Annotated in this window: 14 protein-coding genes; 12 read left to right on the top strand and 2 right to left on the bottom strand. The window is 52.4% G+C overall.

All coding sequences use genetic code 11. From position 1 onward, the window contains the following. Position 1 precedes the first annotated feature (1 nt). From IEV56_RS00280 to IEV56_RS00235, 10 genes are all read left to right on the top strand, one after another. Entirely contained in the window at positions 2 to 493 is a 492-nt protein-coding gene (locus IEV56_RS00280; protein ID WP_188446510.1) for a molybdenum cofactor biosynthesis protein MoaE, read from the top strand. Positions 494 to 525: 32 nt separating this feature from the next. Then, positions 526 to 879: a hypothetical protein gene (locus IEV56_RS00275; protein ID WP_188446508.1), complete on the top strand. Its 354-nt coding sequence runs from the start codon at positions 526 to 528 to the stop codon at positions 877 to 879. A gap of 122 nt (positions 880 to 1,001) precedes the next feature. Then, the gene (locus IEV56_RS00270; protein ID WP_188446506.1) at positions 1,002 to 2,402 is read left to right on the top strand and encodes a NarK family nitrate/nitrite MFS transporter; all 1,401 of its coding nucleotides are present in this window, start codon (positions 1,002 to 1,004) and stop codon (positions 2,400 to 2,402) included. 61 nt (positions 2,403 to 2,463) lie between these two features. Next, positions 2,464 to 6,210, top strand: a complete 3,747-nt coding sequence (locus IEV56_RS00265) for a nitrate reductase subunit alpha (RefSeq protein ID WP_188446504.1) — start codon at positions 2,464 to 2,466, stop codon at positions 6,208 to 6,210. Beyond that, a complete protein-coding gene (gene narH / locus IEV56_RS00260; RefSeq protein WP_188446501.1) occupies positions 6,207 to 7,754 on the top strand; it encodes a nitrate reductase subunit beta in 1,548 nt (515 codons plus the stop codon). Before IEV56_RS00265 ends, narH begins: the two co-directional genes overlap by 4 nt. Continuing rightward, positions 7,751 to 8,437: a nitrate reductase molybdenum cofactor assembly chaperone gene (narJ, locus tag IEV56_RS00255; RefSeq protein ID WP_188446499.1), complete on the top strand. Its 687-nt coding sequence runs from the start codon at positions 7,751 to 7,753 to the stop codon at positions 8,435 to 8,437. The genes narH and narJ overlap by 4 nt, the downstream gene beginning before the upstream one ends. Beyond that, positions 8,434 to 9,135 (top strand): respiratory nitrate reductase subunit gamma, encoded by a 702-nt coding sequence (gene narI, locus IEV56_RS00250; RefSeq protein ID WP_188446497.1) that lies wholly within the window; start codon positions 8,434 to 8,436, stop codon positions 9,133 to 9,135. Before narJ ends, narI begins: the two co-directional genes overlap by 4 nt. A 2-nt stretch (positions 9,136 to 9,137) precedes the next feature. Continuing rightward, positions 9,138 to 10,046: a peptidylprolyl isomerase gene (locus IEV56_RS00245; protein WP_229730114.1), complete on the top strand. Its 909-nt coding sequence runs from the start codon at positions 9,138 to 9,140 to the stop codon at positions 10,044 to 10,046. 63 nt (positions 10,047 to 10,109) lie between these two features. Further along, positions 10,110 to 11,423: an MFS transporter gene (locus IEV56_RS00240; RefSeq protein WP_188446495.1), complete on the top strand. Its 1,314-nt coding sequence runs from the start codon at positions 10,110 to 10,112 to the stop codon at positions 11,421 to 11,423. A gap of 15 nt (positions 11,424 to 11,438) precedes the next feature. Then, positions 11,439 to 12,062, top strand: coding sequence for a carbonic anhydrase (locus IEV56_RS00235; RefSeq protein WP_188446493.1), 624 nt, complete (start codon positions 11,439 to 11,441; stop codon positions 12,060 to 12,062). An 11-nt stretch (positions 12,063 to 12,073) separates the two neighbouring features. Here the strand turns inward: IEV56_RS00235 and IEV56_RS00230 are convergent, their stop codons facing one another. Continuing rightward, positions 12,074 to 12,409, bottom strand: coding sequence for a hypothetical protein (locus IEV56_RS00230; protein ID WP_188446491.1), 336 nt, complete (start codon positions 12,407 to 12,409; stop codon positions 12,074 to 12,076). A 253-nt stretch (positions 12,410 to 12,662) separates the two neighbouring features. Between IEV56_RS00230 and IEV56_RS00225 the strand changes: the two genes are divergently transcribed. Further along, positions 12,663 to 12,914, top strand: coding sequence for a hypothetical protein (locus IEV56_RS00225; RefSeq protein WP_188446489.1), 252 nt, complete (start codon positions 12,663 to 12,665; stop codon positions 12,912 to 12,914). A 40-nt stretch (positions 12,915 to 12,954) separates the two neighbouring features. Further along, positions 12,955 to 13,392 (top strand): OsmC family protein, encoded by a 438-nt coding sequence (locus IEV56_RS00220; RefSeq protein WP_188446487.1) that lies wholly within the window; start codon positions 12,955 to 12,957, stop codon positions 13,390 to 13,392. 18 nt (positions 13,393 to 13,410) lie between these two features. Here IEV56_RS00220 and IEV56_RS00215 read toward each other — a convergent pair whose 3' ends face one another. Next, positions 13,411 to 14,472, bottom strand: coding sequence for a class I SAM-dependent methyltransferase (locus IEV56_RS00215; protein ID WP_188446484.1), 1,062 nt, complete (start codon positions 14,470 to 14,472; stop codon positions 13,411 to 13,413). Positions 14,473 to 14,536: the final 64 nt, after the last annotated feature.

The raw sequence follows: 14,536 nt of genomic DNA, 5'->3' as shown, positions 1-14,536 counted from the left end.
AATGGAAAAAATGCATTGCGTAGTAGTGGATATTCAACACGAACGTCTGGATGTATCGGCTGCTCTTGAATTTGTTTCGGATCCGGGTTTTGGCGGTATTGCCATGTTTGTTGGCCGCGTACGCGACATGAATCACGGCCGTCGCGTTACCGGCGTCAGCTATGATTTGTTTGATGTCCTGGCGGTAAATATTTTCAATGAAATTGCGTTGGATACACTGCGTGAATTCGACGGAAAACTGAAAATATTTGTCACCCATGCCAAGGGGCGCCTAAGTATCGGCGATCTTGCGGTAGTCGTTGCCGTAGGCAGCCCGCATCGTGACGAGGCTTTTCGTGCATGCCGTAGCATCATCGAGAAGGTCAAGCACCAGGCGCCGATCTGGAAACAGGAACACTATGAAGATGGCAATAGCGAGTGGAGTGAAGGCTGCTCTCTTTGCGAGGTTCATCAGCATGCGCAGCCTAACTACGACCTCGTTGTCGGGCACTAACTCTTTGCAGGAATGTTTTTTGGAGTTTTCTGATGAAATTGCAAATACAGGAACAAAACCTTCGTTTTCGCATTGATGAAAATGAACTTGCAACGCTATTGAGTGAAGAGTTACTGGTGAACACGCTGCAGCTGCCGAACGGCGAGCAATTTATGCAGTCACTCAGGTTGATCATTGCCGATTCGGCTGCTTTGGAGACTACCGCGTTGACCTGGTGTCTGATCTTGCCAAAAGCCATTGTCGAGGCGTATGTCGAACGATTGCCATGCCGCGATGCTCTGACTTTCGCCCTGGGCGATACAGGCAATCTGCCCTTAACAGTCCAATTTGAAGTGGATGTGCGGGACAGCGTCAAAAAACGTGGTAGAGCCACGAAAAAACCATAATTTCGGTTTGATTTAGCCTGTTCCTGATTTTAGCTGATCGAATTGACTCAGGTCAAGTCATTTAAATTTAAGCAATGAAATAATTCGCTTCAATTGAATTTCTATTCTATTTGGGGTGTTTCATGGCTAGTATCGTGCCGACCAAGGCTGAAGGTCAGCTACTCAATGATTGGCGACCGGAAGACGCGGATTTCTGGAAATCCGACGGCAACCGAATAGCCAGTCGAAATCTCTGGATTTCTATTCCGGCCTTATTGCTGGCATTTGCTGTATGGATGATGTTTTCGGCCGTCGCGATCAAGTTGAAAGATGTCGGGTTTCATTTTACCGACGATCAACTTTTCTGGCTGACCGCTTTACCAGGTTTGTCCGGTGCCACCCTGCGAATTTTCTACTCCTATTTGGTATCGATGGTGGGTGGTCGACGCTGGACAGCAATATCCACCGCATCCCTGATGATTCCGGCGGTCTGGCTCGGAATCGCCGTGCAAGATACCGCCACTCCCTACTGGCACTTTGTCGCCATCGCGATTTTGTGCGGCTTCGGCGGCGGCAACTTTGCCTCGAGCATGTCGAACATTTCTTTCTTCTATCCCAAGTCCAAACAAGGCTATGCCTTGGGTATGAATGCCGGCCTGGGAAATCTCGGGGTTTCGGCAACGCAATTTCTCATCCCGATGGTGATCTCGATGGGTATCTTCGGCGCCGTAGCCGGTCATCCGCAACTCACAGCCGATGGCAAGGAAATGTATTTACAAAATGCCGGTTACTTGTGGCTTCCATTCCTGTTGGTGTCCACCCTGGCCGCCTGGTTTGGCATGAATGATTTGACGACGGCGCGCTCGAAATTTTCCGAACAATCAGTCATTTTCAGTCGCAGCCAGAATTGGCTGATGTGCTGGTTGTATATGGGTACGTTTGGTTCGTTTATCGGCTTTTCGGCGGGCTTTCCTATGTTGATCAAAACCCAATTTCCGGAAATCAATGCGCTGACTTATGCGTTTCTTGGTCCCTTGGTAGGTGCGTTGGCGCGCCCCGTTGGTGGTTGGCTGTCCGATAAAACCGGCGGTGCCATGCTGACGTTCTGGGTGTTTGTATTGATGGTGGCAGGCGTATTCGGTGTACTGCATTTTCTGCCCGTCGACGGCCAAGGAGGAAATTTCACTGGCTTCCTGATCAGCTTCATGGCCTTGTTCATCCTGTCGGGCATCGGTAATGCATCCACCTTCCGCATGATTCCGATTATTTTCCGGGCGTTTCATGATCGTAAATCTTCCAATAGAACACAGGAAGAAAAAACCGCTTCGATGCGCAATGCAGGAATCGAATCGGCCGCCACCATTGGCTTCAGTTCGGCCATCGGTGCCTACGGCGGATTTTTTATTCCGAAGAGCTACGGCAGCTCGATCGCATTGACTGGTGGGCCGCAAGCAGCGCTGTATGCCTTCATCGTTTTTTACTTTACCTGCATCGCCATTACCTGGTGGTGGTATTACCGCAAACGTGCCCCCTACCCTTGCTGAGAGCAGTTATGCATTTGATGGTGAATACGCAATTTAATTTTATATTTTCGGAGTGCTGGCAATGAGTTATTTCCTCGACCGTCTCAACTTCCTCAAGCCTGCAGCAGAGCCGTTTTCCGATGGCCATGGCGCCACCCGTACCGAAGATCGCAGCTGGGAAGACAGTTATCGCCAACGTTGGCAATACGACAAAATCGTACGCTCTACGCACGGTGTAAATTGCACTGGTTCCTGTAGCTGGAAAGTCTATGTAAAAAATGGTTTGGTGACCTGGGAAACCCAGCAAACCGACTACCCGCGTACGCGTCCGGATTTGCCAAATCACGAACCGCGCGGCTGCCCACGCGGTGCCAGTTATTCCTGGTATCTCTACAGCGCCAATCGGGTGAAGTATCCGTTGATGCGCAGTGCCCTGCTCAAGCTTTGGCGCGAAGCACGTCGATCCATGTCGCCGGTCGATGCCTGGGGCAGCATCGTCGGTGATAAGGAAAAAGCAAAAAGCTACAAGTCCAAGCGCGGCATGGGTGGTTTTGTACGCGTCAATTGGGATGAAGCCAATGAAATGATTGCCGCCGCGAATTTATTTACGACTAAAAAATTCGGACCCGACCGCGTAGTCGGATTTTCGCCGATCCCCGCCATGTCGATGGTGAGTTATGCCGCCGGCGCACGGTATCTGTCATTACTGGGCGGTGCATGCCTGAGTTTTTATGACTGGTATTGCGATTTACCACCGGCTTCGCCACAAGTTTGGGGCGAGCAAACCGATGTGCCGGAATCCGCCGATTGGTACAACAGCCGCTACATCATTGCTTGGGGTTCCAATGTGCCGCAAACGCGCACACCCGATGCCCACTTTTTTACCGAAGCACGCTACAACGGCACCAAAACGGTCGCCATTACTCCCGATTATTCGGAAGTCGCAAAACTCACGGATATCTGGCTGCATCCCAAGCAAGGTACTGATGCCGCATTGGCGTTCGCCTTTGGTCATGTGATCCTGCGCGAATTCCATCTTGATAATCCATCGACGTATTTTCTGGATTACTGCCGCCAGTATTCAGACATGCCGATGCTGGTGCGACTCGATGCACGTGATGACGGCAGCTATGTCGCAGGACGATTCCTGCGTGCCTCCGATCTCGATGGTGGCATGGGTGAAAGCAATAATCCCGAATGGAAAACATTGGCCTTCGATGAAATCACGGGCGCATTGACAGTTCCCAACGGCTCTGTCGGTTTCCGCTGGGGCGAAAAAGGCAAATGGAATATCGAAGAGAAAGATAGCTCCGGCCGCGATACGCGTCTGCGCCTGAGTCTGGCCGATGCTAATGACGACATGGTCGAAGTTAGCTTCCCCTACTTCGGTGGTGTTGAACACGAAAAATGGACTTCCAGCAAACACGAGGATGTTCTCAAACGCAATATTCCAGTTCGTCGCATTAAAACTGCCGACGGCAAGGATTGCTTGGTCGCCAGCGTCTATGATCTGACACTGGCGCAATACGGTCTGGATCGCGGTTTCGGCGGCGGCTACGTCACCGATAATTACGACGACAATGTGCCGGGTACACCGGCATGGCAGGAAAAAATTACCGGCGTACCACGTGCCGATGTCATCCAGATCGCCCGCGAATTTGCCCGCAACGCCGACAAGACGCGTGGTCGCAGCATGATTATCGTCGGTGCCGCGATGAATCACTGGTATCACAACGATATGAATTATCGCGGCCTGATCAATATGCTGATCATGTGCGGCTGCGTCGGACAAACCGGCGGTGGCTGGGCGCACTACGTCGGCCAGGAAAAATTACGTCCGCAATCGGGCTGGACACCACTTGCGTTCGGTCTGGACTGGAGCAAACCACCGCGTCAAATGAATGGCACCTCGTTTTTCTATTTCAACTCCGATCAATGGCGTTATGAAAAACTCGATGTTTCCGAAATCATTTCGCCACTGGCGGATCCAAAGAAATATTCCGGCAGTCTGGTCGACTTCAATTTGCGTGCCGTTCGCATGGGTTGGTTGCCGTCGGCACCGCAGTTGAACATGAATCCGCTGACATTCGTTCGCGAAGCCGAAGCCAAGGGAATCGATCCGGTGAAACATGCAGTGGCTCAATTCAAATCAGGCGAATTGGATTTTGCGTACGCCGACCCCGATGCACCGGAAAACTTTCCGCGCAATATGTTCATTTGGCGCTCCAATTTATTGGGCTCTTCGGGCAAGGGTCACGAGTACATGCTCAAACATTTGCTGGGCACGCGCCACGGCTTGCAAGGAAAAGATCTGGGTGAGCGCGGTGCCACCAAACCGCAAGATGTGAAATGGCATGACGAAGCCACCGAAGGCAAACTTGATTTGCTGGTCACGCTCGATTTCCGCATGTGCACCACGGCGTTGTATTCCGACATCGTATTGCCAACCGCTACCTGGTACGAAAAAAACGATCTCAATACTTCGGACATGCATCCCTTCATTCATCCGCTTTCCAAAGCGGTCGATCCGGCATGGGAAGCACGCAGCGACTGGGATATTTTCAAGGGCATCGCACGCACCGTCAGCGAATTTGCACCGGGCGTACTGGGTGTCGAGAAAGATTTGGTGCTGGTACCCGTCCTGCACGACACACCGAATGAATTGGCGATGCCTTTCGGTGTCACCGACTGGAAAAAAGGCGAGTGCGAAGCGATTCCCGGCAAGACGATGCCATCGATGGTCGTCGTCGAACGTGACTACCCGAACTTGTACAAAAAATTCACTTCACTTGGTCCCCTGCTCGACACTCAGGGTAATGGCGGCAAGGGCATGAGCTGGGACACGTTGGATGAAGTGAAATTCCTCGGCGAACTGAATCACAAGGTGACCGCCGAAGGCGTCAGCAAAGGCCGGCCACAAATCGAAAGCGCGATCGATGCCTGCGAAGTCATCTTGCATCTTGCTCCAGAAACTAACGGCCATGTGGCCGTCAAGGCATGGGAATCTCTGAGTACTTTCACCGGCCGCGATCACAGTCATCTCGCCGTCGGCAAAGAACACGAGGCGATTCGTTTCCGCGATGTCCAGGCGCAGCCACGCAAGATTATTTCATCGCCGATCTGGTCGGGCCTAGAAGACGAACACGTCAGCTACAACGCCGGTTATACCAATGTGCACGAACTCATTCCATGGCGCACGATCACCGGTCGCCAACAGTTCTACATGGATCACGAATGGACGATCGCCTTCGGTGAAGGCCTGATGGGTTACCGTCCACCGGTCAACACGAAAACCATCGCGCCGATGCTGGGGGCCAAACCAAACGGCAACAAGGAAATCGTGTTGAACTGGATTACGCCGCATCAGAAATGGGGCATTCACAGCACCTACTCCGACAACTTGATTATGCAAACGCTTTCGCGTGGCGGACCGATTGTCTGGCTGTCGGAAGATGACGCGAAAAGCGCCGGCATCGAAGACAACGACTGGATCGAACTGTTCAACGTCAACGGTGCAATTGCCGCGCGTGCCGTGGTTAGCCAGCGCGTGATGAACGGTATGGCGATGATGTACCACGCACAGGAACGCATCATCAACACGCCCGGAGCGGAAATCACCGGCACCCGTGGCGGCATCCACAACTCGGTCACTCGCGTCGTGGTCAAACCCACCCACATGATTGGTGGCTATGCGCAGTTTGCCTATGGCTTTAACTATTACGGCACCACCGGTACCAACCGTGATGAATTCGTCATCGTCCGCAAAATGGACAAAATCGAGTGGCACGACGGCGAAGCAGTACCTGCAACCGAGGAGGCTTCACGATGAAAGTACGTGCCCAAATAGCGATGGTACTCAATCTCGATAAATGCATCGGTTGCCACACCTGCTCCATCACTTGCAAAAACGTTTGGACCTCGCGCGAAGGCGTCGAGTATGCCTGGTTCAATAACGTTGAAACCAAGCCTGGGGTCGGCTATCCGAAAGAATGGGAAAACCAGCAGAAATGGAACGGCGGCTGGATACGTAACGATCGCGGCCGTTTGCAACTAAAAGCCGGCGGTCGCTGGCGTATCCTCTCGAAAATTTTCGCCAATCCGGATTTGCCGCAGATTGACGATTATTACGAGCCGTTTGATTTCGATTACCAGCATCTGCATCAGGCACCCGAAGGAAATCATCAGCCGACTGCGAGACCGCGTTCGCTGATTACCGGCGAGCGCATGCAGAAAATCCACTGGGGTCCGAACTGGGAAGAAATTCTCGGCACCGAATTCGCGAAGCGCAGCAAGGATTCAAACTTCGACAGTATGCAGCGCGAAATCTACGGTGCGTTCGAGAAGACCTTCATGATGTATCTGCCTCGTCTATGCGAGCACTGCCTCAATCCGGCATGCGTCGCGGCCTGCCCGAGCGGCGCCATCTACAAACGCGAGGAAGACGGTATCGTACTGATCGACCAGGACAAATGTCGCGGTTGGCGCATGTGCGTTTCGGCGTGTCCGTACAAAAAGATTTACTACAACTGGAAAAGCGGAAAGTCAGAAAAATGCATCTTCTGCTATCCACGTATCGAAATGGGCGAGCCGACGGTGTGCTCGGAAACCTGTGTCGGTCGAATCCGTTATCTCGGTGTTTTGTTGTACGACGCAGATCAAATCGAAGCCGCCGTTTCGGTGCCTTCGGAAAAAGATTTGTATAAGGCACATCTGGATATCTTCCTTGACCCGAACGATCCCCGGGTAATTGAAGCGGCGCGTGCAGAAGGCATTCCACAAAACTGGTTGGATGCCGCGAAGGAATCGCCGGTCTACAAACTGGCGATCGACTGGAAACTCGCGCTGCCGCTGCATCCCGAATACCGTACGTTGCCGATGGTCTGGTATGTACCACCATTGTCGCCAGTCCAGTCCGCCGCCGATGCCGGCAAGGTGGGCATGAACGGTGAAATTCCGGACGTCAAATCATTGCGTATTCCGGTTCGCTATCTTGCCAACTTGTTGACGGCCGGCGATGAAGCTCCGGTGATTCTCGCAATGGAACGCTTGTTGGCGATGCGCGCCTGGCGTCGTGCGATGAATGTCGACGGTGTTGAAGATATCGAAATACTCAAGCAAGCCGGTCTCACCGTGAAGCAGGCCGAAGAAATGTATCGCTATCTTGCCATCGCCAATTACGAAGATCGCTTCGTGATCCCGACGGCACATCGCGAATATGCCAATGATGCTTTTGGTGAACGCGGTGGTTGCGGTTTCACTTTCGGCAACGGTTGTAGTCCATCGTCGCCGGCGGAAGCACTCTTCGGTGGCCGTTCGACACAGACTTACCACGTGCCACCCAATCGCCAGGTCACGGACAGGGAAAAAGCATGAAATCGCTCAAACTAATCAGCGTTCTTCTCGATTATCCGGCCGACGATCTTTGGCAGCATCGCGACGAGCTATTGTCTGCGGCCACCGAATGCCAACTGCCGGCAGCACGCGGTTTGAAACTGCGAAGTTTCGTTGCCGACTTGACGGACCAGGCCACAATGGATGCGCAGGAAGCCTGGTTGGCCCTGTTCGACCGTGGTCGCTCGATGAGCCTGTTGTTGTTCGAGCACATTCATGGCGAGTCACGTGATCGTGGCCAAGCCATGGTCGATTTGATGGAAACCTATCAAAAAAACGGTTTCGAAATTGCAACGCGGGAACTGCCGGATTATTTGCCACTGGTGCTGGAATATCTTTCGCAACGACCTGTGGAAGAAGTGATCGATTGGTTAAAACATACTGGTCCGATTCTCGAGCTGCTGGCCGCCAGAGCCGGCGAAAGGCAAAGCCCCTATGCCTTGCTGTTTGAAATACTCATAGAAATTGGCCACGGCGAAGTCGATCTGACCGTCATTCGCCGCAAGGTGGCCACCGAAGCACGCGATGACACTCCCGAAGTAATGGATCAGGTGTGGGAAGAAGAAGCCGTGCGTTTCGGCAATGAAGCACCCTCAGAAAATTGCCTCCCTAACCAGCGATTACCGACCGGCGTAAAGATGACCGACAAGCAGGTGACCCCATGAATTTTCTCAATACTTTCTTTTTCCAGATTTATCCCTACATTGCCCTTGCAGTGTTTGCGATTGGCAGCTGGATGCGTTTTGATCACGATGCCTACAGTTGGCGCACCGGTTCAAGCCAATTGCTCTCGGGCAAATGGATGCGCCTCGGAAGCAACTGGTTCCATTTGGGTGTGCTAGCCATTCTTGGCGGCCATTTAGTCGGTCTGCTGACTCCGCATTTTGTTTACGAGTCTTTCATTACCGCAGGCCAGAAACAATTACTGGCGATGGTGGCCGGTGGAATTTTCGGTGTCGTGTGTCTGATCGGCATTACGATTTTATTATTGCGTCGTCTTTTTAACCCACGAGTGCGTGCGACCGGTAGCCCGCGTGATTTGCTCGTACTAGTGCTGTTGTACGCACAATTATTACTGGGTCTGTCGTCCATCTTCGTTTCGTCCGGCCATATGGATGGCGGCCAGATGATCAAACTCGGTGAATGGGCGCAGCACATCGTAACGTTCCGTCTGGGCGCCGCCGATTTCATGCTGGATGCCCACTGGATTTTCAAAGCCCACGTGTTTCTTGGCTTGACCCTGTTTCTGATTTTCCCCTTCACTCGCCTCGTCCACATCTGGAGTCTGCCCGTGGCCTATTTGCGCAGGCCATATCAGGTGGTCCGTAAACGTCAGGCACCGCTCGATTATCACGGGAAATAGTTATGAACAAGCCTCGTATTATTCCGATAGTGATGGATTCCGGCGCCTTGTCGGATGCCGCTGCGCGTGCCAGTGAGACAGCACACGATCACTCGCATGATGCGCATGATGCCAGCGCACCGATTCCCGCTCGGCCACCGGTTTTTCTAAAGGTGGGCGACAGAGAAATCGATGAAGCCGAAATCGCCCGGGAAATGCAGCACCATCGTGCCGACAATCCGCATACGGCGCGTGCCGATGCAGCACGTGCCCTGGTGGTGCGTGAGTTATTACTTCAGGAAATAGAACGACTGGGTATCGCTGCCAACGTCGAACCTTTGGATTCCGAAACACTTGAAGAAGCCGCGATCCGTCTTTTGATCGAGCAGGAAGTACCAACGCCCGAACCGGACGAAAATGCATGTCGCCATTATTACGAAAGTAATCGCGAACGCCTGCATACCCCCGACCAATACCATGTTCATCATATCCTGCTGGCAGCATCGGCCGATGACATCAAGGGCCGTTACGATGCCCGCGACCTGGGTGAGCGTTTGATTTCCGAACTGAAAGAATTTCCGGAACGTTTCACCGAATATGCAATGCGACATTCATCCTGCCCTTCTCGCGATGAAGGCGGTGATCTGGGCTGGATTGTCCGCGGTCAAACGACGCCGGAATTTGATCGGCAGCTATTCATGCTGCGCGAAGGTTTGGTGGCAATGACGATCGAATCGCGCTGGGGGCACCATGTCGTCCGTGTCGACGAAATTTCACATGGCGAACCCATGAGCTATGACGATTGCGCGGGAAAAATTGCCGGTTATCTAGAGCTGCAAGTTAAACAAAATGCACTGCATCAGTATCTGCAGATTTTGATTTCGCGCTATCCGGTGATCGGTCTGGCAGAACTCGAAGCACTCACTGCCTGAAGCGAATTACCTAAAACAGTGCTCAAGCATTCAATCTCTTGAAAAAATAACGGGGCCGTAAAGATGCAGAACACAACAACAGTGACTCAGGGACAACAGCGAACAGCGTTGTGGGCCAGCACGTTTGCATTCACCGTGTGCTTTGCGGTTTGGACGATTTTTTCGATCATCGGCATCCAGATTAAAAAGGATCTTGGACTCAATGACACCGAATTTGGTTTGCTGGTCGCAACGCCCATTCTGACGGGCTCGATGATTCGCCTGTTTCTGGGCATCTGGACCGAACAATACGGCGGACGCATCGTTTTCACTCTGGTCATGCTGGCCGGCGCGGCGGCAACCTGGATGCTGACGGCTGCTAATACCTATATCGGTTTTCTGTTCGCTGCATTGGCCGTGGGTATCGCTGGTGGTTCGTTTGCGGTTGGCATTGCTTACGTTTCCAAATGGTTTCCGGCGGAAAAACAAGGAACGGCACTGGGCATTTTTGGTGCCGGCAATATCGGATCAGCCGTTACCAAACTACTGGCTCCGATGGTGATGGTGGCCTATGGCTGGCATGCCGTTGCCCAGGTTTGGTCGGTTGGGTTGGCGATCACCGCCGTCCTCTTTTATTTCATCACCAAAGATGATCCCGGCCTTGCTACGCGCCGTAAAGCGGGCGTAAAGCCGGTGTCGTTCAAGCAACAAATGGCGCCGCTGAAAAACATCCAGGTATGGCGCTTCGGTCTGTATTACTTTTTCGTCTTTGGTGCTTTCGTTGCATTGGCACTCTGGTTGCCGCGTTACCTCACCGGTGCCTACGGACTCGACATCAAAACCGCCGGTGTCATTGCCGCGTGTTATTCCATTCCCGCCAGTCTGTTTCGCGTAGTCGGCGGCTGGTTATCCGACAAGATCGGTGCCCGCAGGGTCATGTACTGGACCCTGAGTGTCTCGGTTGTCTGTACTTTTTTACTGTCGTATCCGTCAACCAGCTATATCGTGTCGGGGATCAAGGGGCCGATTGAATTTACGCTGGCCGTCGGCGTGGTGCCTTTCATGGTGATCGTTTTTGTTCTTGGTTTTTTCATGTCGCTGGGCAAAGCCGCAGTCTATAAACACATCCCGGTTTATTACCCGAATAATGTCGGTGCGGTCGGTGGTCTGGTCGGCATGATCGGTGGTCTTGGCGGTTTTATCCTGCCGATTACCTTCGGTGTCCTGAACGATCTTATCGGCGTTTGGACAAGTTGTTTTATGTTGCTGTTTGTTCTGGTGTCGACGGCCCTGGTTTGGATGCACTTTGCCATTCGGCGTATGGACGTTGCACAGCATCCGCAAAGCTTCCGCGACACCGATCTGCCGGAAATTATGGCAGCCCGGGACGTGCACTGATACGAATAACAAACCATGCCTAAATCCGGAATCGAAGCACTGGAAAAACTGCGTGAAGGCAATCGACGCTTTGTTGATCACGTCATCAGCCTGGAGGCTTTGCTGAGCCATGCTCGACGGGCCGAGCACGCCAAGGCACAGGAACCGTTCGCGGTCATTCTGGGGTGCTCCGATTCACGGGCACCGGCCGAATTTATTTTCGATCAGGGGCTGGGAGATTTATTCGTCATCAGGGTAGCAGGCAATATTGCCGCACCCTCGCAAATCGGCAGCGTCGAATTTGCCGTGGAGCGTTTTGGCGTTCGGCTGGTGGTTGTTTTGGGTCATTCCAACTGCGGGGCCGTTCAAGCGACACTGGATGCCATAGATTGTCCCGGCGATGTGTCTCCAGCTCTGCATGCCATTGTCGATCGGATCATGCCCTCGCTTACCGACACACCATTGCTGGAAAAAGGTGATTGCCCAGAACGAACGCAATATGCCGTCCGGGCAAACGTCCGCCACACGATGCAACGACTAATTCAGGATTCGGATTTTATCAATCGGATGCGCAAAGAAAAGGGACTACTGATCGTCGGTGCCGATTATTCACTCGATACCGGCGAGGTGGATTTTTTTGAAACCCCGCCTGCGCAATAATCCTTCGTGCTTTAGATCGGCAACGTGACCGAGCCTAAATGACCTAGAAGCAGGAAGCCCGAGACCATTACCGAATTGATTGCCCACGCCACCGTTAGTGCCCGGGCTATCTGACCGTAAACCACGTTCTGTACATTGAAAGCGTTGATCCAAACCGCATGCATAATCCAGGCGGTATACGCGACGAAGAGGGCTAACAATGCAATGAGTGATGGTGTCCCGACTTGATGATAAAAATAGAGTATCGCCCCGAACATCAGGTGACTGATGAGCACTCCGTAAATCCAGAAGACAAGCCAAAGCCGCGTATTACCTCTGCGATCCAATGTTGCTGATTCCATGTTCATAGGTTTCTCCAGCAAGTCTAAGTTTCCACCATCCTAGCCCTGCCCCACGATGTACTTCTTGACCTAAGTCAAAGATGGCTAACCCGATTAAACATATCTCTGAGCGGGCACCAAACCACGGTGAATCAGGATCCCCTTGACCAGCGTCAAGGTGTCGCCATGAATTCGTCGCTAGCATGATGTCAGTAGTGGTGACAGGAAGCCGGAAAGGTATTCCCGTCGTCATTGACCTCACATCTCAGGAGAAAAGACCATGCAATTCCTGGTAAAAAACCCGATTTCCGAGCCAATGTCCGAAGCAATTATTCGCTGGATGCGGGCACTCGATGGTTCATCTGAAACACTTGTAGATGCGGAGACCCGGCAGATTCACATTAATTCCCGATTATCGGTTCCGCAGATCATCGAAGTGCTTCGCAACGCCGGTTGTGAGGCCAGTTTCTCGGTGCAGTCTGAGATTGGCCACAAACAGGGCGGTAGTACCTGTTGCGGCGGCTGTTCCTGACACTATTCTATTAGTTAATTGACTTCATCGGAGTTTGGCAATGAAAGCATTTCCGCATCACTATCAAGTCGCGGCATCAGCAGGCCCAGAAGGCGAAGTTCTGCTTTCTAGCGCCGGCCTCGCGCCACTGAATACTGCGCCTCCGCTCGAATTCGATGGGCCGGGTGATCGTTGGTCGCCAGAAACCCTGCTCGTAGGCGCCATTGCCGATTGTTTCATCCTGACCTTTCGTGCGGTCGCGGGGGCTTCGAAACTTTCCTGGCAAACGTTGGCTTGTGAGGTAGAAGGGACTCTCGAACGCGAACAAGGCGCATCGAAATTCGTTGCATTCACGATTCAGGCCAGACTCCGCATTCCTGCAGACGGTAATGTCGAAGCGGCTGAAAAAGCCCTGTATAAAGCCGAGGCCGGTTGTCTGATTTCGAATTCGCTCTCGGGTAAATTCGAGCTCAAGATCATTGTGGAAACATCCGACTAATCCAGAAGCCTGACATCCTCATGCATGAACAAATTTCAGCAAACTATGGCTCAGGCCTATGTCATCGCGAATATCGACGAGCTGCAAACCCGCTTGATTAGCGAGCTGGATGTATTCTTGTGATTGATACATTGTGCTTACGCCATTGGCGAGGGCCGCGAAATATGGCGATGTATTGATAATGCAATAAGCCGCGATGTCGTGCCGCTGGCTGTCCCAAAAAGTATCCAGCACGTAAACGCAGCCGTTGGAATTTAAACTGGTCTTAACACGCCGGAATATTTCCAGAATTGACTGCTTGCTGAAGCAGCTGAGGAGCTGGCTCATCCATATGACATCTTGACCGGCTGGAAACGGAGTATCGGGATTCAACATATCCGCTTCGTAAAAATCAACCCGATCCGACTGGCTTGCCAAATTGCCGCGTGCAATCGACATTTGTTCGGGCAGATCGACCAGAGTCATCCGGACCATCGGATTGAAATCAAGACATCGTTGCGCCCATTTTCCGGTATTGGCGCCAATGTCCATCAATGTCGTGGGCTGGCTCGAAAATACAATTGGCAACACCAACGTAAATGCCGAATCGGAATAATGATGATCGAACTCGAACCAGGCCGACTTGGCCACTTCCGGCAAGGAACTCAACCCGCGATATATCGTTTCCCATTCGCCCAGGCATTTCAGTCCGGCAGGTCTGCCTTCGGCCAATGCAGACTCCAGCTCGAACATACCCTGATAGCATATTTCCTGGGTGAAATTGAAATTCACCCGGGTCATAGGATCCCGTAGCATGAAGTCGCCGATCTTTTCCAGGTAATAGCGATCTTCCTTTCTGCCGACGACGCCGGCGCTCAGACAACTCTCCAGCAAAACACTGACGGCATATTCGCTTCTCTGATGGAATGCAGCGAGCTCTTCGATCGATTGACCGCTCGGAGAACGATCAATGCTTTCCAGCAAGCCCCACTTCATGGCAATCCGTACGCATTGGAAAACCACGGGGCCAAATGCGATTTTTTGCGCTTCAAAGCGTGCATCGATCGCAGGTAGCGGCTTGGCAAATGTTTTGTTTTTCATGTTTTTAGATTCGATTTCCGGTATTTTTTAATTGGCGGTCGACATGGGTTCCGGGCGTATATTC

It is taken from the genome of Arenimonas maotaiensis (assembly GCF_014638745.1).
GTDB classification, from domain to species: Bacteria; Pseudomonadota; Gammaproteobacteria; order Xanthomonadales; family Xanthomonadaceae; genus Arenimonas; species Arenimonas maotaiensis.
Note: the sequence above shows the minus strand (reverse complement) of the source record. Positions and strands in the feature narration are given on the sequence as shown.

Bases quoted from the DNA above. Each gene is read 5' to 3' on its own strand.
- IEV56_RS00280 (WP_188446510.1), top strand. From the start codon at position 2: ATGGAAAAAATGCATTGCGTAGTAGTGGATATTCAACACGAACGTCTG.
- IEV56_RS00275 (WP_188446508.1), top strand. From the start codon at position 526: ATGAAATTGCAAATACAGGAACAAAACCTTCGTTTTCGCATTGATGAA.
- IEV56_RS00270 (WP_188446506.1), top strand. From the start codon at position 1,002: ATGGCTAGTATCGTGCCGACCAAGGCTGAAGGTCAGCTACTCAATGAT.
- IEV56_RS00265 (WP_188446504.1), top strand. From the start codon at position 2,464: ATGAGTTATTTCCTCGACCGTCTCAACTTCCTCAAGCCTGCAGCAGAG.
- narH (WP_188446501.1), top strand. From the start codon at position 6,207: ATGAAAGTACGTGCCCAAATAGCGATGGTACTCAATCTCGATAAATGC.
- narJ (WP_188446499.1), top strand. From the start codon at position 7,751: ATGAAATCGCTCAAACTAATCAGCGTTCTTCTCGATTATCCGGCCGAC.
- narI (WP_188446497.1), top strand. From the start codon at position 8,434: ATGAATTTTCTCAATACTTTCTTTTTCCAGATTTATCCCTACATTGCC.
- IEV56_RS00245 (WP_229730114.1), top strand. From the start codon at position 9,138: ATGAACAAGCCTCGTATTATTCCGATAGTGATGGATTCCGGCGCCTTG.
- IEV56_RS00240 (WP_188446495.1), top strand. From the start codon at position 10,110: ATGCAGAACACAACAACAGTGACTCAGGGACAACAGCGAACAGCGTTG.
- IEV56_RS00235 (WP_188446493.1), top strand. From the start codon at position 11,439: ATGCCTAAATCCGGAATCGAAGCACTGGAAAAACTGCGTGAAGGCAAT.
- IEV56_RS00230 (WP_188446491.1), bottom strand. From the start codon at position 12,409: ATGAACATGGAATCAGCAACATTGGATCGCAGAGGTAATACGCGGCTT.
- IEV56_RS00225 (WP_188446489.1), top strand. From the start codon at position 12,663: ATGCAATTCCTGGTAAAAAACCCGATTTCCGAGCCAATGTCCGAAGCA.
- IEV56_RS00220 (WP_188446487.1), top strand. From the start codon at position 12,955: ATGAAAGCATTTCCGCATCACTATCAAGTCGCGGCATCAGCAGGCCCA.
- IEV56_RS00215 (WP_188446484.1), bottom strand. From the start codon at position 14,472: ATGAAAAACAAAACATTTGCCAAGCCGCTACCTGCGATCGATGCACGC.